15 protein-coding genes and 1 pseudogene are annotated in these 18,959 nt (G+C 60.1%); all 16 read right to left on the bottom strand.

Going from position 1 to position 18,959, the window contains the following annotated elements:
• Nucleotides 1–219: 219 nt before the first annotated feature.
• A pseudogene (locus tag B1722_RS29930) lies at nucleotides 220–315 on the bottom strand (transcriptional regulator); the annotation flags it as partial.
• A 269-nt stretch (nucleotides 316–584) separates the two neighbouring features.
• Complete coding sequence (gene nuoN, locus B1722_RS23995; protein ID WP_041073209.1) at nucleotides 585–2,048, bottom strand: NADH-quinone oxidoreductase subunit NuoN; 1,464 nt, start codon at nucleotides 2,046–2,048, stop codon at nucleotides 585–587.
• 7 nt (nucleotides 2,049–2,055) lie between these two features.
• Nucleotides 2,056–3,588 carry an NADH-quinone oxidoreductase subunit M gene (gene nuoM, locus B1722_RS23990; RefSeq protein ID WP_086794587.1) on the bottom strand — a complete coding sequence of 511 codons (1,533 nt, stop codon included), beginning with the start codon at nucleotides 3,586–3,588 and terminating at the stop codon, nucleotides 2,056–2,058.
• A 39-nt stretch (nucleotides 3,589–3,627) separates the two neighbouring features.
• Nucleotides 3,628–5,481, bottom strand: a complete 1,854-nt coding sequence (gene nuoL / locus B1722_RS23985; protein ID WP_086794585.1) for an NADH-quinone oxidoreductase subunit L — start codon at nucleotides 5,479–5,481, stop codon at nucleotides 3,628–3,630.
• Entirely contained in the window at nucleotides 5,478–5,786 is a 309-nt protein-coding gene (gene nuoK, locus B1722_RS23980; protein WP_003180046.1) for an NADH-quinone oxidoreductase subunit NuoK, read from the bottom strand. Before nuoK ends, nuoL begins: the two co-directional genes overlap by 4 nt.
• A gap of 3 nt (nucleotides 5,787–5,789) precedes the next feature.
• Nucleotides 5,790–6,290, bottom strand: a complete 501-nt coding sequence (nuoJ, locus tag B1722_RS23975) for an NADH-quinone oxidoreductase subunit J (RefSeq protein ID WP_041073216.1) — start codon at nucleotides 6,288–6,290, stop codon at nucleotides 5,790–5,792.
• Nucleotides 6,291–6,299: 9 nt separating this feature from the next.
• Nucleotides 6,300–6,848: an NADH-quinone oxidoreductase subunit NuoI gene (gene nuoI / locus B1722_RS23970; RefSeq protein WP_003223795.1), complete on the bottom strand. Its 549-nt coding sequence runs from the start codon at nucleotides 6,846–6,848 to the stop codon at nucleotides 6,300–6,302.
• A gap of 11 nt (nucleotides 6,849–6,859) precedes the next feature.
• On the bottom strand, nucleotides 6,860–7,867 hold the full coding sequence (gene nuoH / locus B1722_RS23965; protein WP_007964859.1) for an NADH-quinone oxidoreductase subunit NuoH: 1,008 nt from the start codon (nucleotides 7,865–7,867) through the stop codon (nucleotides 6,860–6,862).
• On the bottom strand, nucleotides 7,864–10,578 hold the full coding sequence (nuoG, locus tag B1722_RS23960) for an NADH-quinone oxidoreductase subunit NuoG (protein WP_086794584.1): 2,715 nt from the start codon (nucleotides 10,576–10,578) through the stop codon (nucleotides 7,864–7,866). Before nuoG ends, nuoH begins: the two co-directional genes overlap by 4 nt.
• A 136-nt stretch (nucleotides 10,579–10,714) precedes the next feature.
• Complete coding sequence (nuoF, locus tag B1722_RS23955; protein ID WP_041073222.1) at nucleotides 10,715–12,070, bottom strand: NADH-quinone oxidoreductase subunit NuoF; 1,356 nt, start codon at nucleotides 12,068–12,070, stop codon at nucleotides 10,715–10,717.
• Nucleotides 12,067–12,564: an NADH-quinone oxidoreductase subunit NuoE gene (gene nuoE, locus B1722_RS23950; RefSeq protein WP_007920186.1), complete on the bottom strand. Its 498-nt coding sequence runs from the start codon at nucleotides 12,562–12,564 to the stop codon at nucleotides 12,067–12,069. Before nuoE ends, nuoF begins: the two co-directional genes overlap by 4 nt.
• 2 nt (nucleotides 12,565–12,566) lie before the next feature.
• Nucleotides 12,567–14,351, bottom strand: a complete 1,785-nt coding sequence (nuoC, locus tag B1722_RS23945; RefSeq protein WP_041073225.1) for an NADH-quinone oxidoreductase subunit C/D — start codon at nucleotides 14,349–14,351, stop codon at nucleotides 12,567–12,569.
• Between the two features lie 69 nt (nucleotides 14,352–14,420).
• Entirely contained in the window at nucleotides 14,421–15,095 is a 675-nt protein-coding gene (locus B1722_RS23940; protein ID WP_003223809.1) for an NADH-quinone oxidoreductase subunit B family protein, read from the bottom strand.
• A gap of 10 nt (nucleotides 15,096–15,105) precedes the next feature.
• Entirely contained in the window at nucleotides 15,106–15,519 is a 414-nt protein-coding gene (locus tag B1722_RS23935; RefSeq protein WP_003223812.1) for an NADH-quinone oxidoreductase subunit A, read from the bottom strand.
• A gap of 746 nt (nucleotides 15,520–16,265) precedes the next feature.
• Nucleotides 16,266–17,591, bottom strand: a complete 1,326-nt coding sequence (gene aceA / locus B1722_RS23930) for an isocitrate lyase (RefSeq protein WP_041073228.1) — start codon at nucleotides 17,589–17,591, stop codon at nucleotides 16,266–16,268.
• Between the two features lie 473 nt (nucleotides 17,592–18,064).
• A complete protein-coding gene (locus tag B1722_RS23925; RefSeq protein WP_041073230.1) occupies nucleotides 18,065–18,826 on the bottom strand; it encodes a secretin N-terminal domain-containing protein in 762 nt (253 codons plus the stop codon).
• Between the last annotated feature and the right edge of the window lie 133 nt (nucleotides 18,827–18,959).

Genomic DNA, 18,959 nt, shown 5'->3' with positions numbered 1-18,959 from the left:
GAAAGCGGACTGTCAGGCACTGAAGATGGGGATGTGCCGACGCCTTCGTCGGAACGCCGCCCGGATCAGGCTCGCTCCCACAGTGGGTTGAGTGAGTCTGATAGATCACATGAGAGCCGATGTGGCTTTTTATCGTTCGAAGGTATCCAGCAAACCGTGTGATAGAGAGGCATCAGTTTCGGCGGGAAGTATGAGTTTGCCCTTCGTGTCGCCGATCCGTTTTACACGCGTCTTCTTCAAGGTAATTTTGCCTTGGCGTTCTTCGGCTATCGCATCAAGGCCATCCAACAACTCTGAAAAAATATCCCGCTTCATGGTTCGTGGATCTCCACTTGATAGGTGATCCTCAAATTTAACCGCAATTACCTTCTGCAGAGTGTCAGCCATTGCTCACCACTTTGCAGGCAAATTCCTAGAAAGGGGAGAGCGTTATAAGTCAAAAGATCGCAGCCTTCGGCAGCTCCTACAGACCGCATACCATCCCAATGTAGGAGCTGCCGAAGGCTGCGATCTTTTGATGTTGAATCCCACAAAAACAAAAACGGCACCCGAAGGTGCCGTTTTCATGTGTAGCCAGCCGGATATCAGCCCGCCAGACCCGCCTGCTGAACCAGCGACAGCAATGGCTGCGGGTACACACCGAGAAAGAACGCAACCACGGCGATGGCCAGCAGCATCACGCCGCCTGCCTTCTGTTCCCAGTGCAGCTGGGCGTCGTGGCGGCGCAGGTTCGGTTCGATCAGGTACAGGGTGACCATCACGCGCAGGTAGTAGAACACGCCGATGGCGCTGCCCAGTACCAGGGAACCGACCAGCCACCATTGGTGCGACTCGACACCGGTGGCGATGATGTAGAACTTGCCGATGAAGCCGGCAGTCAGCGGGATACCGGCCAGCGACAGCATCATCACGGTCAGTACCGCGGTCAGATACGGACGGCGCCAGAACAGGCCGCGGTACTCGTACAGTGCGTCGGCGTCACGGCCATTGTACGGCGAGGACATCAGGGTGATCACGCCGAACGCGCCGAGGCTGGTGATCACATAAGTCACCAGATACACGCCGATGGCTTCCACCGCCAGACCCTTGCTCGCCACCAGCGCGATCAGCAGGTAACCGAAGTGGGCGATGGACGAGTAACCGAGCAGACGCTTGAGGTTGCTTTGGGTCAGGGCCAGCAGGTTACCGAACAGGATCGAGGCGATGGCGATGACGGTCAGTACGTCGCTCAGCACGCCACTGCTCGCGGCAGGGGAGATCTGGAACAGACGCACCATCACCGCGAACACGGCAACCTTCGACGCCGTGGCGAGGAACGCGGCCACCGGCGCCGGAGCACCTTCGTAAACGTCTGGCGTCCACAGGTGGAACGGTACCAGCGACAGCTTGAACGCCAGACCGATCAGCATCATGCCCAGACCCAGCTGCGCCAGCGAGCTCGGCAGGTTGGTGGTAGCCAGTGCCTGACCGATACCGTTGAAGCTCAGGGTGCCGGCATCAGCGTAGAGCAGGGCCATACCGAACAGCAGGAACGCGGAACCCGCGGCCGACAGCACCATGTACTTGATGCCGGCTTCCAGCGAACGCTTGTTGAAGAAGGCGTAAGCCACCAGACCGTAGACCGGTACCGACAGCAGTTCCAGGCCGATGAACAACCCGGCCAGGTGCTGCGCGCTGACCAGAACCAGACCACCGGCGGCGGCCATCAGGATCAGCAGGTACAGTTCTTCACGGTTGCCCGGGTAACCCGAGCCGCCATCGCCGAGGTAGGCGTGGGCGAGGGTTACACAGGCGAGGGTGGCGACCAGGATCAGCGCCATGTACAGGCAGGCAAAGGTGTCGACTTGCAGCAATGGCGTCACGGCCAGAGGCGCGACTTTCAGGGCTGGCAGGATCGACAGCAAGGCCAGGTTCAGACCGGCGACCGAGATCAGGAAGGTCTGCGAGTGGTTGCGGCGCCAGGCGATTGCCAGCATCACCACGATAATGGTGAGGCTGGTGATCAACAGTGGCGCAAGCGCAATAAAGTGTTGAATCGTGAATTCCATAGCGCTCTTACCGGGCCGAAGCGAGTTGAGTGAAGGCGGTGCCGAGCCACTGCTGCACGCCATGCATCGTGGCGGCGGAAGTGTCGAGGAACGGTTGCGGGTAAACGCCGAGGTAAATCAGCAGCGCCGCAAGGCCCAGCACCATGGTCAGTTCGCGACCGTCCATGCCGTGCAGGATCGAATCCGATTTCGACGGACCGAAGTAGGCACGGTGGATCATGATCAGCGAGTAGACCGAACCGAACACCAGACCGGAGGTGGCAATCGCGGTGATCCATGGCGCACTGGCGAACGTACCGATCAGGATCAGGAATTCGCCGACGAAGTTACCGGTACCCGGCAGACCCAGAGAGGCGGCTGCAAAGAACAGGCTGATCGCCGGCAGGTAAGCGATACGCGACCACAGACCGCCCATCTCACGCATGTCACGGGTGTGCAGACGCTCGTACAGTTGACCGCTGAGGATAAACAGTGCTGCCGCCGACAGACCGTGCGCCAGCATCTGGATCACTGCACCTTGCAGCGCCAGTTGGCTGCCGGAGTAGATGCCGATCAGCACGAAGCCCATGTGGGAAACGGACGAGAAGGCGATCAGACGCTTGATGTCGGTTTGCGCGAAAGCGAGGAACGCACCGTAGAAGATCCCGATCAGACCGAGGGTCATGGCGATCGGCGCGAACTCGGCCGAGGCATTCGGGAACAGCGGCAGGGCGAAACGCAGCAGGCCGTAGGCCGCGGTTTTCAGCAGGATACCGGCGAGGTCGACGGAACCGGCAGTCGGCGCCTGGGCGTGCGCATCAGGCAACCACGAGTGGAACGGTACGACTGGCAGCTTGACCGCGAAGGCGATGAAGAAGCCGAGCATCAGAATGTACTCGGTGGTCATCGACATCTTGGTCTTCAACAGGTCGGCGTAGTTGAAGGTAATCACGCCAGTGTTGTTGAAGTTGACCAGCACCAGACCGAGGATCGCCACCAGCATGATCAGGCCGGAAGCCTGAGTGAAGATGAAGAACTTGGTCGCCGCGTAGATCCGGGTTTTCTTGCCGTCCGAAGAACTGTGACCCCAGAGCGCGATGAGGAAGTACATCGGCACCAGCATCATTTCCCAGAAGAAGAAGAACATGAACAGGTCGAGGGCGAGGAACACGCCGACAACGCCGCCCAGGATCCACATCAGGTTCAGGTGGAAGAAGCCAACGTGACGTTGAATCTCTTTCCACGAGCAGAGTACCGAGAGGATACCCAGCAGACCGGTCAGCAGGATCATCAACAGCGACAGGCCGTCGAGGGCCAGGTGCACGTTGATGCCGAAGCGCTGGATCCAGACGTGCTTGAACTCAAGCGCCCAGGTCGGATCGGCGCCAGGCGCCGGTGCAAATGAGTAGTCACCGTGGGCCCACAGCCAGAGGCCGAGGGCGAGTTCCAGGGTCATGGTCAACAGCGCAATCCAGCGGGGGAGGGTAGCGCCGAAGCGCTCACCCATCCAGCACAGCAGGCCGCCGATGAAGGGGATCAGGATTAGCCAAGACAGAATCATGACGGGCTCGTTTCCTTTCGCAAATTCGCAAGGTTCATATCAGACCGCTACCAGCACGATGGCGCCGATCACCAGCACGGCACCAGCAGCCATCGAGGCGGCATACCAACGCAGTTGACCGGTCTCGGTGCGGCTCAGGGCGGTATGACCGCCTTTGGCCATACGCGGGATCAGACCGATGGTCTGGTCGAGCGGGTCTCTGCGCAGTACATGGCTGATCGCAAGGTACGGCTTGACGAACAGTTTGTCGTAGATCCAGTCGAAGCCCCAGGCAGCGAACCACCAGGCCGAAAGGAAACGGCCGATGCCGCTGTTGGCGATCGCGGTCACGAAGCGACGCTTGCCGAGGAACAGCAGGGCCGCCAGCAGGATACCGGCCAGAGCGATGGCGCCCGAGGCGATTTCCAGACTGTGCTTGGCTTCGCCACCGGCATGGCCAACGCTCTCAGGCAGTACGCCGTGCAGCGGTGGAACGATCATCGCGCCGACGAACGTCGACAGTACGATCAGCACCGACAGTGGCAGCCAGTGCGAGATGCCGTGACCGGCGTGGGCTTCAGTCTTGGCTTCACCGTGGAACGTGATGAAGATCAGGCGGAAGGTGTACAGCGACGTCATGAACGCGCCGACCAGACCTGCGTAAAGCAGACCGTGGTTGCCGCTGGCGAACGCTTCCCAAAGGATTTCGTCCTTGGAGTAGAAGCCTGCGGTGACCAGTGGCAGGGCGGCCAGTGCAGCACCACCGACGATGAAGCTGGCGTAGGCCAGTGGCAGTTTTTTCCACAGACCGCCCATCTTGAAGATGTTCTGCTCGTGGTGGCAGGCAACGATCACCGCACCGGAAGCAAGGAACAGCAGGGCCTTGAAGAAGGCGTGAGTCATCAGGTGGAAAATCGCGCCATCCCAGGCACCCACGCCCAGCGCCAGGAACATGTAGCCGATCTGGCTCATGGTCGAGTAGGCGAGGATACGTTTGATGTCAGTCTGTACCAGTGCGGCGAAACCTGCGAGAACCAGCGTCACACCACCGACGATGCCGACCAGGTGCAGGATTTCCGGCGCCAGGGTGAACAGGCCGTGGGTACGGGCGATCAGGTAGACACCCGCCGTCACCATGGTCGCAGCGTGGATCAGTGCCGAGACCGGGGTCGGACCGGCCATCGCGTCCGCGAGCCAGGTTTGCAGTGGCAGTTGCGCCGATTTACCGACCGCACCACCCAGCAGCATCAGGGTCGCCAGGGTGATCCAGAAGTCGCCGGCCTGGAATTTCTGCGGTGCCAGCACCAGCAGTTCCTGGATGTTCAGCGTGCCCACGTGCTGGAACAGGATGAACAGGCCGATGGCCATGAACACGTCGCCGATCCGGGTCACGATGAAGGCCTTGAGTGCGGCGTTACCGTTGTTGCGGTTGCTGTAGTAGAAACCGATCAACAGGTACGAGCACAGGCCCACGCCTTCCCAGCCGAAGTACAGGAACAGCAGGTTATCGCCGAGCACCAGGAACAGCATGCTGGCGATAAACAGGTTGGTGTACGAGAAGAAGCGCGAGTAACCCGCTTCGCCGCGCATGTACCAGGACGCGAACAGGTGGATCAGGAAACCCACGCCCACCACCACGCCGAGCATAGTGATCGACAGGCCGTCGATGTAGAGGGCGAAGTCAGGCTTGAAGCCTTCGACCGCCATCCACTTCCACAGCACCAGGGTGTAGTGACCGCCCTCGGGAGGCGCGACGTTGAATTGCCAGATGACGTAGGCGGCGACGATCGCCGACAAGCCGATGGAACCCACGCCGATCAGCGCCGAGAGGTTTTCCGACCAGCGTCCACGGGAGAACGACAGCAGCAGGAAACCGATCAGAGGGAATACAAAAGTCAGAAAGATTAGGTTCATCCGCGCATCTCACTGGCAGCGTCGATATCGAGCGTGTGGAAGCGGCGATACAGTTGCAGCAGTATCGCCAGGCCAATACTGGCCTCGGCGGCTGCCAGGCTGATCACCAGGATGAACATGATCTGTCCATCCGGTTGCGCCCAGCGGGCGCCCGCAACGATGAAGGCCAGGGCAGAGGCGTTCATCATCACTTCCAGACTCATCAACACGAACAAAATGTTGCGGCGGACCATCAGGCCGACCAGACCAAGGCAGAACAGGATGCCGGCAACGGCCAATCCATGCTCGAGAGGGATAGCAGGCATGTCTTACTCCTTCGCCTCGTTACGGCCCAAATGGAACGCCGTGACGGCTGCGGCGAGCAGCAGCATCGAGGCGAGTTCGACCACCAGCAGATACGGGCCGAACAGGCTGACGCCCACGGCTTTTGCATCGACGGTGGTGTGGCCGATGGCCTGACCGCTCTGGTGAGCGAACAGCACATACAGCAGTTCGGCCAGCAGCAGGGCGGCGAGAATCACCGGTCCTGCCCAGATGCCGGGCTTGAGCCAGCTGCGTTCCTGCTGAACCGAGGCGGGACCCAGGTTCAGCATCATCACCACGAACACGAACAGCACCATGATGGCGCCGGCGTAGGCGATCACTTCCAGCACGCCGGCGAACGGTGCGCCGAGTGCAAAGAAGGTCATGGCCACGGCGATCAACGAGATGATCAGGTAGAGCAGGGCGTGCACAGGGTTGGTGTTGGTGACCACACGTAGCGTGGACACAACCGCGATACCCGATGCGAAATAGAAAGCGAATTCCATCGTTCTTCCTTAAGGCAGCAAGCTCTTCACGTTGATCGGTTCGGCTTCGTTCTGCGCGGAGCCTTTCGGCTTGCCAGCGATTGCCATACCTGCAACACGATAGAAGTTGTAATCAGGGTTTTTGCCGGGGCCGGAGATCAAAAGATCTTCTTTCTCGTACACCAGGTCCTGACGTTTGAACTCGGCCATCTCGAAATCCGGGGTCAACTGGATTGCGGTGGTCGGACAGGCTTCCTCGCAGAGACCGCAGAAAATGCAGCGCGAGAAGTTGATACGGAAGAAGTCCGGGTACCAGCGACCGTCTTCGGTTTCAGCTTTCTGCAGCGAGATGCAACCTACCGGGCAAGCCACGGCGCACAGGTTGCAGGCTACGCAACGTTCTTCGCCATCGGGGTCACGGGTCAGGACGATGCGACCACGGTAGCGTGGTGGCAGGTAGACCGGCTCTTCCGGGTATTGCAGGGTGTCGCGCTTGCGAAAGCCATGGCCGAAGACCATGACCAGGCTGCGCAATTGGGTACCGGTACCCTTAACGATGTCGCCAATATATTTGAACATGGGTCAAATCCTCACTGAACCGCAACCGCAGGTGTGTTCCACAACACAACCGCAGCGGTTATCAGCAAATTGATCAGGGTCAGTGGCAGGCAGAATTTCCAGCTGAAATCCATCACCTGGTCATAACGCGGACGCGGGATGGATGCGCGCAGCAGGATGAACAGCATGATGAAGAACGCGGTCTTCAGTGCGAACCAGACGAAGGACAGTTGCGGCAGGATGCCGAACGGACCGTGCCAGCCACCGAAGAACAGGGTGACCAGCAGCGCCGAGATCAGGATGATGCCGATGTATTCACCGACGAAGAACATGCCCCATTTCATACCGGCGTATTCAATGTGGTAACCGTCGGCCAGTTCCTGTTCCGCTTCCGGCTGGTCGAACGGGTGACGGTGAGTCACGGCGACGCCAGCGATGAAGAAGGTACAGAAGCCGAAGAACTGCGGAATGATGAACCACAGGTTCTGCGCCTGGTACTCGACGATGTCGCGCATGTTGAACGAGCCGACCTGCACCACGATGCCCATCAGGGCCAGGCCCATGAACACTTCGTAGGACACGGTCTGCGCCGAGGCACGCAAGCTGCCGAGCAGGGCGAACTTGTTGTTGCTCGACCAGCCGGCGAACAGCACCGCGTAGACCGACAGACCGGCCATGGCGAAGAAGAACAGCAGGCCGATGTTCAGATCCGCCACGCCCCAGGTCGGGGTGATCGGGATGATCGCGAAAGCGATCAGCAGGGCGGACATGGCCACCACCGGTGCCAGGGTGAAGATCACCTTGTCGGCAAACGGCGGGGTCCAGTCTTCCTTGAAGAACATCTTCAGCATGTCGGCGGCGATCTGGAACATGCCGAACGGGCCAACGCGGTTCGGACCGTAACGGTCCTGCCACCAGCCCAGCAGGCGACGTTCGACAAAGCTGAGCAACGCGCCCGCGACCACAACGGCCAGCAGAATCACGATGGCTTTGATGACCGTCAGGATCACATCGATCACTTCAGGGGTGAACCAGGTCATTGCGCTGCCTCCTGCAGACCGTCGACGGACAGGCCGGCGAATGCCGGTGGAATGCCGGCGATGCCCGCAGGCAAGGCCACCAGACCAGCGCCCAGCTCTTCATTGATGCGCAGCGGCAGACGCAGGGTCTGGCCGGCCACGTTCAGGCTCAGCAGAGCACCATCGTTGACACCCAGGCGATCCGCTTCGGATTTGGCCAGCGCCACGTACGGAGCCGGGATGCGTTCCTGTACCGGTGCGGCTTTCGACGAGTTTTCGTCGCTGCCGAACAGGTGGTAGAACGGCACGGCCTGCCAGGTGCCCGGCGCCGGGTTGAATGCGCGCGGAGCAGCGGCGAACCAGTTCAGCGAATCACCGGTGCTTTCGATCAGGCGGGTGCCCGGGTCGCCAGCACGCAGGTGACCACCGACTTCGTCCTGGAACTTGTTCCAGGCTTGCGGCGAGTTCCAGCCCGGCGACCAGGCGAATGGCACCTGCTGACGCGGTTCGGCCGAGCCCGAGTAACCTTCCATGGAGAAGGCGAACGCGGTGTCTTTGTCTTGCGGGGTGCGCGGTTCGTGAACGCTGATGTCGGCGCGCATCGCGGTGCGACCGGAATAACGCAGCGGCTCACGCGCCAGTTTCAGACCCTTGATGCGGAACGCGGCGGATGGAGCCGCGTCGACGATACGCGCCAGTTGCTCGGTGCTCGACGCCACGGCAGCGGTGACGTGGTCGAGTTGCGTCCAGTCGATCGGCTGGTTCAGCAGGGTCGAGCGCAGGGCGTGCAGCCAGCGCCAGCCTTCGTGAACCAGGATGCTCGCATCCATGTATTGCGGATCGAAAACCTGGAAGAAGCGCTGGGCGCGACCTTCCTGGCTGACCAGCGTACCGTCGCCTTCCGCGAAGCTCGCGGCTGGCAGAACCAGTTGCGCGCGGTCGGTGGTGGCGGTCTTCTGGTGGTCGGCAACGATCACCACTTTCGCAGCGCTCAGCGCGGCATCGACCTTGGCTTTCGAGGTGCGGGTGTACAGATCGTTTTCCAGCACGACGATGGCGTCGGCCTTGCCATCGATCACGGCTTGCAGCGCCGCGTCGACCGATTCGCCACCGAGCATGGCCAGGCCGAGGCTGTTGGCTTCCGGCACGATCAGGCTGATCGAACCGTTCTTCTCGCGCAGCTTCAGGGCTTTGGCGATGTTCGCCGCCGCTTCGATCAAGGCTTTGGAACCCAGCGAAGTACCGGCGATGATCAGCGGACGTTTGGCCGCGAGCAGGGCGTCGGCAATGCGCTTGGCCAGTTCCAGTGCTTCAGCATCCAGACCTTCAACGGCCGGTGCGCTGGCATCCAGTGCGTGGGCCACAGCGAAGCCGATGCGCGCCAGATCGTCCGGAGCGGCGTGAACGCACTCTTCCGCGATGTCGTCGAGCTTGGTTTCCGCCAGGCTGGCGATGAACAGCGGGTTCAGTTCGTGCTGACCGATGTTCTTCACCGCAGCGTCGAGCCACGGCTGAACGCGCATGGCTTCGGCCATGTCTTCGGCCTTGCCCTTGACCGACTGACGCAAGGCCAGCGCCATACGGGCGGCGGTCTGGGTCAGGTCTTCACCGAGGACGAACACGGCGTCGTGGTCTTCGATGTCGCGCATGTTCGGCACGGGCAGCGGGCTGTCTTTGAGCACTTGCAGGACCAGGCGGATGCGTTCCAGTTCGGAAGCTTCGATACCGGAGTAGAAGTGCTCGGCGCCGACCAGCTCGCGCAGCGCGTAGTTGCTTTCGAGGCTGGCACGCGGCGAACCGATACCGACGATGTTGCGCCCGCGCAGCAGGTCAGCGGCTTTATCCAGCGCAGCGTCGACGCTCAGCTTGGTGCCGTCGGCCAGCAGTGGCTGACGTGGGCGGTCGGTGCGGTTGACGTAGCCATAACCGAAACGGCCACGGTCGCACAGGAAGTACTGGTTCACCGAACCGTTGAAACGGTTTTCGATGCGACGCAGTTCGCCGTAACGCTCGCCCGGGGAAATGTTGCAACCGCTGGAGCAGCCATGGCAGATGCTCGGCGAGAATTGCATGTCCCATTTACGGTTGTAGCGCTCGGAGTGAGTCTTGTCGGTGAACACACCAGTCGGGCAGACCTCGGTGAGGTTGCCGGAGAACTCGCTTTCGAGGGTGCCGTCTTCAACGCGACCGAAGTACACGTTGTCGTGGGCGCCGAATACACCGAGGTCGGTGCCGCCGGCGTAGTCCTTGTAGAAACGCACGCAGCGATAGCAGGCGATGCAGCGGTTCATTTCGTGGGAAATGAACGGGCCCAGTTGCTGGTTCTGGTGGGTGCGTTTGGTGAAGCGATAACGGCGCTCGTTGTGGCCGGTCATCACCGTCATGTCTTGCAGGTGGCAGTGACCGCCTTCCTCGCACACAGGGCAGTCGTGCGGGTGGTTGGTCATCAGCCATTCGACAACGCTGGCGCGGAACGCCTTGGATTCTTCATCGTCGATGGAGATCCAGGTGTTGTCGGTGGCAGGGGTCATGCAGGACATGACGATGCGACCACGGGTGTCGTTCTCGTCGGTGTACTGCTTGACCGCGCACTGGCGGCAGGCCCCGACGCTACCAAGCGCGGGGTGCCAGCAGAAATAAGGGATGTCGAGGCCCAGCGACAGACATGCCTGTAACAGGTTGTCTGCCCCGTCGACTTCGAGCGCTTTGCCGTCTACGTGGATAGTGGCCATGGTTCAAAGGTCTTCGTTGGCCCGGTGTCAGCGGGCGTGGCTAATGGAATCTTGTTATCCGTCCGAATCCAGTCAGCCCCGAAAGGCGTCATCGGACGAAAGGCGAAGGGCACGGACCCTTCGCCTTTTTAAGCGTTTACGCGCCGATTACGATCGGCCTTGCCAGAGGCGGGACGGCGGCGCTTGCAGGCGCAATACCGGCTTCGAACTCTGGACGGAAGTATTTGATGGCACTGCCCAGCGGCTCCACGGCACCCGGTGCGTGAGCACAGAAGGTCTTGCCTGGGCCGAGGAAACCGACCAGACCCAACAGGGTCTCGATGTCGCCCGGCTGACCACGGCCTTCTTCGATGGCCATCAAGAGCTTGACGCTCCATGGCAGGCCATCACGGCACGGGGTGCAGAAGCCGCAGGATTCGCGGGCGAAGAACTGCTCCATGTTGCGCAGCAGGGAAACCATGTTGACGCTGTCGTCCACCGCCATCGCCAGGCCGGTACCCATCCGGGTGCCCACTTTGGCGATGCCGCCGGCGTACATTTGTGCGTCGAGGTGTTCTGGCAACAGGAAACCGGTACCGGCGCCACCTGGCTGCCAGGCCTTGAGCTTGTAACCGTCGCGCATGCCGCCGGCGTAGTCTTCGAACAGCTCGCGACCGGTGACGCCGAATGGCAGTTCCCACAGGCCAGGGTTCTTGACCTTGCCGGAGAAGCCCATGAGCTTGGTGCCCATGTCTTCGCTGCCTTCGCGGGCCAACGATTTGTACCAGTCAACGCCGTCGGCAATGATCGCCGGCACGTTGCACAGGGTTTCGACGTTGTTCACGCAGGTCGGCTTGCCCCACACGCCGACAGCGGCAGGGAAGGGCGGCTTGGAGCGCGGGTTGGCACGGCGGCCTTCGAGGGAGTTGATCAGTGCGGTTTCTTCACCGCAGATATAACGCCCGGCGCCGGTGTGGACGAACAGTTCGAAATCGAAGCCGCTGCCCAGAATGTTCTTGCCCAGCAGGCCTGCAGCCTTGGCTTCTTCCACAGCACGGTTGAGGTGCTTGGCGGCGGTGGTGTACTCGCCACGCAGGAAGATGTAGCCACGGTAGGTCTTCAGTGCGCGGGCACTGATCAGCATGCCTTCGATCAGCAGATGGGGCAGTTGCTCCATCAGCATGCGGTCTTTCCAGGTGTTCGGCTCCATCTCGTCCGCGTTGCACAGCAGGTAGCGGATGTTGATGGATTCGTCCTTGGGCATCAGGCCCCACTTCACGCCAGTGGGGAAACCTGCACCGCCGCGACCTTTGAGGCCGGCGTCTTTCACGGTCTGGACGATGTCGTCCTGGGCCATGTCGGCGAAGGCTTTGCGCGCAGCGGCGTAGCCGTTCTTGGCCTGGTATTCGTCGAGCCACACGGCCTCGCCGTCATCACGCAGGCGCCAGGTCAGCGGGTGAGTCTCGGCCGAACGCTTGATGCGGTTGGCAGGACCGAAAGATGTCAGGGTCATACGTAGCCCTCGAGCAGTTTGGCCACGCCGGCAGGCTGCACGTCGCCAAAGGTGTCGTCGTCGATCATCAGCGCCGGTGCCTTGTCGCAGTTGCCGAGGCAGCAGACCGGCAGCAGGGTGAAACGACCGTCGGTGGTGGTCTGACCCAGGCCGATGCCCAGATTGTTCTGGATCTCGCTGACCACCGACTCGTGGCCGCCGATGTAGCAGACCATGCTGTCGCAGACGCGAATGATGTGGCGGCCGACCGGCTGACGGAAGATCTGGCTGTAGAACGTCGCCACGCCTTCAACGTCGCTGGCCGGGATGCCGAGGATCTCGCCGATCGCGTACAGGGCGCCATCCGGCACCCAGCCGCGTTCCTTCTGAACGATCTTCAGGGCTTCGATCGACGCCGCGCGCGGGTCTTCGTAGTGATGCAGCTCGTGCTCGATGGCCGAGCGCTCGGTTTCACTCAAGGTGAAACGGTCTGTCTGGATAAGCGTGCTGTTCATGCTTAGCGGTCCACGTCGGCCATAACGAAGTCGATACTACCCAGGTACGCAATCAAGTCCGCGACCATGCTGCCTTTGATCACCGAAGGGATCTGTTGCAGATGCGCGAAGCTCGGAGTACGGATCCGGGTACGGTAGCTCATGGTGCCGCCGTCGCTCGTCAGGTAATAACTGTTGATGCCCTTGGTCGCTTCGATCATCTGGAAGGATTCGTTGGCCGGCATGACCGGGCCCCACGAAACCTGCAGGAAGTGCGTGATCAGGGTTTCGATGTGCTGCAGCGTGCGCTCTTTCGGCGGCGGCGTGGTCAGCGGGTGATCCGCTTTGTACGGGCCTTCCGGCATGTTGCGCAGGCACTGATCGATGATCTTGACGCTCTGGCGCATCTCTTCGACGCGAACCATGCAGCGGTCGTAGGCATCGCCGTTGGCAGCCAGCGGCACTTCGAACTCGAAGTTCTCGTAGCCGGAGTATGGACGTGCTTTACGCAGGTCGAAGTCGCAACCGGTGGAACGCAGGCCGGCACCGGTGACGCCCCATTCCAGCGCCTCTTTGGTGTTGTACTGGGCAACGCCGATGGTACGACCCTTGAGAATGCTGTTCTGCAGGGCGGCCTTGGTGTATTCGTCGAGGCGCTTTGGCAGCCATTCAACGAAGTCTTTCACCAGTTTTTCCCAGCCGCGTGGCAGGTCGTGGGCGACGCCGCCGATGCGGTACCAGGCCGGGTGCAGACGGAAACCGGTGATGGCTTCGATCACCGTGTACGCCTTCTGGCGGTCGGTGAAGGTGAAGAACACCGGAGTCATCGCGCCGACGTCCTGGATGTAGGTACCGAGGAACAGCAGGTGGCTGGTGATCCGGAAGAACTCGGCCATCATGATGCGGATGACGTCGACCTTCTCTGGCACCTTGATGCCGGCCAGCTTCTCGACCGAGAGCACGTACGGCAGGTTGTTCATCACGCCGCCGAGGTAGTCGATACGGTCGGTGTACGGGATGAAACTGTGCCAGGACTGACGCTCGGCCATCTTCTCGGCGCCACGGTGGTGGTAACCGATGTCCGGCACGCAGTCGACGATCTCCTCACCGTCCAGCTGCAGAATGATGCGGAACGCACCGTGCGCCGAAGGGTGGTTCGGACCCAGGTTGAGGAACATGTAGTCCTCGTTGGCCCCGGAACGCTTCATGCCCCAGTCTTCAGGACGGAAGCGCGCGGCTTCTTCCTCAAGCTGTTGCTTGGCGAGGTTGAGGCTGAACGGATCGAATTCGGTGGCGCGCGCCGGGAAGTCCTTGCGCAGCGGGTGACCTTCCCAGGTTGGCGGCATCATGATGCGCGACAGGTGCGGGTGGCCTTTGAAGTCGATGCCGTACATGTCCCAGACTTCACGCTCGTACCAGTTGGCGTTCGGCCAGATGCTGGTGACGGTCGGCAAGCTCAGGTCGCTTTCGGACAAGGCGACTTTGATCATCACGTCACTATTACGCTCAAGCGACATGAGGTGATAGAACACGGTGAAGTCGGCGCCCGATGGCAGCCCTTGACGCTTGGTGCGCAGACGCTCGTCCACGCCGTGCAGGTCATAGAGCATGACGTACGGCTTGGGCAGGTTGCGCAGGAAGGTCAGGACTTCGACGAGTCTGGCGCGCGCCACCCACAGCACCGGCATGCCGGTGCGGGTCGACTGAGCGGTGAACGCTTCGGCGCCAAAACGGTTGTTCAATTCGACGACCACATCCTGGTCGTCTGCCTTATAAGGCGGGATGTACAGAGCGCTGCCTGTAGTCATGGTTATTTTTTCGCTTTCGGTCAACGTAAAGAATGAAGCCAGCTTCTCGTTTCTTTGAAACAGACTGGATCAGACTTCGTCAGGGCTGCGCAGGTTGGTGACTGCGATTCGCTGTTCGCGGCGCTGTTCCTTTTGCGAAGGCATGTCGGCGCGATAAACGCCTTGGTCGCCAACGACCCAGGAAAGCGGACGACGCTCCTGTCCAATCGATTCCTGCAACAGCATCAAGCCTTGAAGGAATGCTTCTGGACGAGGCGGGCAGCCAGGTACGTAGACGTCCACGGGCAGGAACTTGTCCACCCCTTGAACCACGGAGTAGATGTCGTACATGCCACCGGAGTTGGCGCACGAACCCATGGAGATCACCCACTTCGGTTCGAGCATCTGCTCGTAGAGACGCTGAATGATCGGCGCCATCTTGATGAAGCAGGTACCGGCGATAACCATGAAGTCGGCCTGACGCGGTGATGCCCGGATAACTTCGGCGCCAAAGCGCGCGATGTCGTGGGGCGCCGTGAAGGCGGTGGTCATTTCCACGTAGCAGCACGAAAGGCCGAAGTTGTACGGCCACAGGGAGTTTTTACGCCCCCAGTTGACCGCGCCACTCAGCACGTCTTCGAGCTTGCCCATGAAAATGTTTTTGTGGACTTGATCCTCTAACGGATCGGAAACGGTTTCCCGTTCGCCGATCGGATACTGCTCGTTAGGAGCATCGGGGTCGATTCTGGTGAGATTGTATTGCATTGCCAAAGCCTCATTGTTTCAGCTTCGCCTGCCGCTTGCGACGAGCTTCCGGAGCCCAGTCAAGGGCGCCCACTCGGAACAGGTAGACAAGACCTGCCAACAGAATTGCTATGAAAACGAGAGCTTCGACGAATCCGGTCCAGCCGCTTTCGCGGACGGACACAGACCATGCAAAGAGAAAGAGGGCTTCGATATCGAAGATCACGAACAGCATCGCGACCAGATAGAATTTGGCTGAGAGCCGCAAGCGGGCGCCACCTGTAGGTAGCATGCCGGACTCGAACGGTTCGTTTTTGCTGCGGCCCCAGGCTTTTGACCCGAGGAGGCTGGAGACGCCAAGCATGAAGGCACACAGGCCGACGACACCCAGAAGGAAAATGGCAAAGCCCCAGTTGTGGGCCATGAGTCCTGTCGCTTCGGGCATGCTGGTAATCCTTAACAGAGAGCAAAGGTCTCTGAGCTTGATAAAGAAATAGGCAGTGACGATATGTCGCAGCAATCAATCGCGCTGATTTTATGGCTAAACACCCGGCAAGTAAAATTCCTATAGCGAAATTATTTATTGGAATAAGGACATAGCGTACCTCCGATGCCCTGCAGGCCATGCGTTGCGGGCATTAGCCGGGATTCTGCCAATTATGTTTTGTAGGAAATGTAACGAACATAGTTGTCGCTAAATGATAATTAATATCGTTTGGAGTGGTTTTGTAACTGTTTAGCGGTGCAGTAAACAGAAAGTTGTCTTATATGCCTGTTACTGCAAGTAGCGGTGGCGAGCGTTTTAGCTGATTTTTGTGACGTCTATACCGCTCTGGGTCAATGTTTTGTCTCGCGGGCTGAAGATGAAACCTGTGGGAGCGAGCCTGCTCGCGAGTGCGGTGGGTCAGTCGCCGCATGTGCAGGCTGACAGTACGCTTTCGCGAGCAGGCTCGCTCCCACAAGGGTCGTTGCAGGATCTACCCTTTGTAGGAGCTGCCGCAGGCTGCGATCTTTTGACTTTGCTTTTAAAAGACAAGATCAAAAGATCGCAGCCTGCGGCAGCTCCTACAGGGCGGGCGGTGGAATTCTGCGGGCAAAAAAACGCCCCGAACCAGTCGGGGCGTCAGTCTTGCGGCTTTGCGGTTAGCTCTTTATACGATCCGCAAAGGCCGTTTGCTCAGCGAAGTCGAATCAGTGGAACTGTTCTTCTTCGGTCGAACCGGTCAGCGCGGTGACCGAGGACGTGCCGCCCTGGATTACGGTGGTCATGTCGTCGAAGTAGCCGGTGCCCACTTCCTGCTGGTGAGCCACGAAGGTGTAACCCTTGGCGGCGTCAGCGAATTCCTGCTCCTGCAGCTTCACGTAGGCAGTCATGTCGTTGCGGGCGTAGTCGTGCGCCAGGTTGAACATGCTGTGCCACATGTTGTGAATGCCGGCCAGAGTGATGAACTGGTGCTTGTAGCCCATGGCGGACAGTTCGCGCTGGAACTTGGCGATGGTCGCGTCGTCCAGGTTTTTCTTCCAGTTGAAGGAAGGCGAGCAGTTGTACGACAGGATCTGGTCCGGGTATTCCTTTTTGATCGCTTCGGCGAAGCGACGGGCTTCTTCCAGGTCCGGCTTGGCGGTTTCGCACCAGATCAGGTCGGCGTACGGTGCGTAGGCCAGGCCACGGGCGATTGCCTGGTCCAGACCGGCGCGAACCTTGTAGAAACCTTCCTGGGTACGGGTGCCAGTCACGAACGGCTGGTCGTACGGGTCGCAGTCGGAAGTCAGCAGGTCGGCAGCGTTGGCGTCGGTACGGGCCAGGATGATGGTCGGTACACCGGCAACGTCGGCAGCCAGACGAGCAGCGGTCAGCTTCTGTACGGCTTCCTGGGTTGGAACCAGCACCTTGCCGCCCATGTGGCCGCATTTTTTCACGGAAGCCAGCTGGTCTTCGAAGTGAACGCCGGCGGCGCCTGCTTCGATCATGCTCTTCATCAGCTCGTAGGCGTTCAGTACGCCGCCGAAACCGGCTTCAGCGTCAGCCACGATTGGCGCGAAGTAGTCGATGTAGCCTTCATCACCCGGGTTCTTGCCGGCTTTCCACTGGATCTGGTCGGCACGACGGAACGAGTTGTTGATGCGCTTGACCACGGTCGGCACCGAGTCCACCGGGTACAGCGACTGGTCCGGGTACATCGATTCTGCGGAGTTGTTGTCTGCAGCCACCTGCCAGCCCGACAGGTAGATCGCCTGGATACCGGCCTTGACCTGCTGAACAGCCTGGCCGCCGGTGAGAGCGCCCATGCAGTTGACGAAATCTTTCTCTGGGCGGAAGGACGGCTTGGCACCCTGGGTCACCAGGTTCCACAGCTTCTCGGCGCCCATTTTTGCAAAGGTGTGCTCAGGTTGAACCGAGCCACGCAGACGGACGACGTCAGCAGCGGAGTAAGTGCGAGTCACGCCTTTCCAGCGCGGGTTTTCAGCCCAGTCTTTTTCAAGGGCTGCAATTTGCTGTTCGCGTGTCAGTGCCATGGAGATAAACCTCGTCGCGTCTTTATGAAAAGTTGTTCTGCGGTGGAAAATTCCTGCGCTCGCTGACCAGAAGCTTAGGCGGTCAGGTCGGGTTCGGCGGGGTAGGCGACGGGATGAACGATGAGCTCGAGGGGAAGTGAGCAGGTAGTGGCGGACTGCGGGCGCATTCGGGCGTCGTGGGCCTTTATACGTTCTACAGCGTGAAGCCGGGTTACCTAATTACGCTTCCGTCCCTCGGGACAACTTCGTTCCAGTCGGCAACCTCGTCAAACACACCTTGTGGGCGGTACAGACACGAAGCGGTTCGCGGGGTAGGTGCGAACGTCGCTTCGAAGGCCCTTGCCAGGGCCTCTGATTAGCGGGAGCGAGGCCATCATGCCTTCGCTTTTTTGGCTCGTCAAACGTTTTGTAGTGCTTTTTTTCAAGCACTACATCTTTCGTCTAATACGACTAATCAGTCAGTTTTCGGTGCTTTAGTCCAGGGCGTCGACTTTGACCCGCAAGGTCATGTCATCCCGGCCTTGAGTCGAGTAGCTGCGGGTCAGCCCCTGTTTGTCGGCCTGAGTCTGGCGATTCACCCCGGCGAGAGTGATCCATTCGCCCAGGCGTCCGCTGACTGTTGTGTCGGTACTTTGCACGTTCACTACATCGGGACGTTCCTGGCTCATGCGGTCACGGTTGGTACTGATTGCCAGGTGAACGATGTCGCCGGTGACGCTCGCCGTCACGTAGAAACCCTGGGTGACGTTGCGGTATTGCGTCTGGCTGCTGTAATCGCCGTAGGAATTGGTCTGGCTGCTGGTGATCGGCACACTTTGACCGACTTGAATCAGCGCCGGCATGCCGTCGGTGGCTTGCACCTGCTGCACGCCGCCATCACGGCTGGCGGTGCTGCGGCTGATGATGCGGGTCTGGTTCGGTTGGGCGCCGTTGACCGAGTAGCCTTCATCACCACGGTCGTTGTTTTCATTGGTATCGACCGTGATCAGCAGGCGTTTGGGCGCAGTGTCGAGTTGAGTGATCAGCGCCTTGAGTTCCTGGATCTTGTCCGGCTCGGCTTTGATGATCAGTTGATTGCCATAGGCGCTGACCTGGCCGTCCTTGCCGATGAAGTCCTGCGCCATGGGCAGCATATCGGCACTGGTGCGGTAATTGAGGGGCACGATTTCTGTGGCTGCCATCACCGAAAAACTGCAGCCGAGCAGCAGGGTGGTGAGCAGGGTGCGTAGGGACATGTCCGTTATCTCCGCTTTCGAAAGGCTTGATAGTGCCAGTTTGTCGGCTTGCGGTGGTGCAAGTTGAATCGTAGACAGCAAAACGCCCCGGCATCCGAAAATGGCGGGGCGTTTTGAGAGGGCGCTCAAGAGC

This window comes from Pseudomonas sp. SCPG-7 (assembly GCF_002156405.1).
Classification (GTDB): domain Bacteria; phylum Pseudomonadota; class Gammaproteobacteria; order Pseudomonadales; family Pseudomonadaceae; genus Aquipseudomonas; species Aquipseudomonas parakoreensis.
This window is presented reverse-complemented; position numbering and strand designations above follow the sequence as displayed.

Excerpts from the sequence above, each read along its gene's own strand:
- nuoN (WP_041073209.1), bottom strand. The coding sequence starts at position 2,048 with ATGGAATTCACGATTCAACACTTTATTGCGCTTGCGCCACTGTTGATC.
- nuoM (WP_086794587.1), bottom strand. The coding sequence starts at position 3,588 with ATGATTCTGTCTTGGCTAATCCTGATCCCCTTCATCGGCGGCCTGCTG.
- nuoL (WP_086794585.1), bottom strand. The coding sequence starts at position 5,481 with ATGAACCTAATCTTTCTGACTTTTGTATTCCCTCTGATCGGTTTCCTG.
- nuoK (WP_003180046.1), bottom strand. The coding sequence starts at position 5,786 with ATGCCTGCTATCCCTCTCGAGCATGGATTGGCCGTTGCCGGCATCCTG.
- nuoJ (WP_041073216.1), bottom strand. The coding sequence starts at position 6,290 with ATGGAATTCGCTTTCTATTTCGCATCGGGTATCGCGGTTGTGTCCACG.
- nuoI (WP_003223795.1), bottom strand. The coding sequence starts at position 6,848 with ATGTTCAAATATATTGGCGACATCGTTAAGGGTACCGGTACCCAATTG.
- nuoH (WP_007964859.1), bottom strand. The coding sequence starts at position 7,867 with ATGACCTGGTTCACCCCTGAAGTGATCGATGTGATCCTGACGGTCATC.
- nuoG (WP_086794584.1), bottom strand. The coding sequence starts at position 10,578 with ATGGCCACTATCCACGTAGACGGCAAAGCGCTCGAAGTCGACGGGGCA.
- nuoF (WP_041073222.1), bottom strand. The coding sequence starts at position 12,070 with ATGACCCTGACATCTTTCGGTCCTGCCAACCGCATCAAGCGTTCGGCC.
- nuoE (WP_007920186.1), bottom strand. The coding sequence starts at position 12,564 with ATGAACAGCACGCTTATCCAGACAGACCGTTTCACCTTGAGTGAAACC.
- nuoC (WP_041073225.1), bottom strand. The coding sequence starts at position 14,351 with ATGACTACAGGCAGCGCTCTGTACATCCCGCCTTATAAGGCAGACGAC.
- B1722_RS23940 (WP_003223809.1), bottom strand. The coding sequence starts at position 15,095 with ATGCAATACAATCTCACCAGAATCGACCCCGATGCTCCTAACGAGCAG.
- B1722_RS23935 (WP_003223812.1), bottom strand. The coding sequence starts at position 15,519 with ATGCCCGAAGCGACAGGACTCATGGCCCACAACTGGGGCTTTGCCATT.
- aceA (WP_041073228.1), bottom strand. The coding sequence starts at position 17,591 with ATGGCACTGACACGCGAACAGCAAATTGCAGCCCTTGAAAAAGACTGG.
- B1722_RS23925 (WP_041073230.1), bottom strand. The coding sequence starts at position 18,826 with ATGTCCCTACGCACCCTGCTCACCACCCTGCTGCTCGGCTGCAGTTTT.